Origin of the sequence: Paraburkholderia sp. BR14320 (assembly GCF_040948665.1) — a bacterium.
GTDB lineage: Bacteria > Pseudomonadota > Gammaproteobacteria > Burkholderiales > Burkholderiaceae > Paraburkholderia > Paraburkholderia youngii.
Map to the genome: position 1 here is coordinate 1 of NZ_JBFPKG010000396.1, position 247 is coordinate 247.

A 247-nucleotide genomic window follows, 5' to 3' on the forward strand; every position below is an offset into this window, starting at 1 on the left:
TTCCAGAACCATTCGCACAGCCCGCTCACGAACTTCAGGCGAGTACCTTGGGCACTTCTTCTTCGTGTTTTCCATAGCTCCATTTTCTCAAGAAGTGGAGCCTCCGGAAATCCCGGGGCGGTTCAGGTACTTGATCTGACGGACCTTGATCGGCGTCTCGCGATCGGCATTCACCGCATCCAGTGCGGCCAGATTGGAGCCGCTTTTGTCGATGGTCACGGTCTCTGGCGTACCATTATGGGCGATC

Annotated in this window: 1 pseudogene; it reads right to left on the reverse strand. The window is 55.9% G+C overall.

What is annotated here, in order from left to right:
- Nucleotides 1-123: 123 nt before the first annotated feature.
- Nucleotides 124-247: pseudogene (locus AB3X89_RS40795) on the reverse strand (IS6 family transposase); the annotation flags it as partial.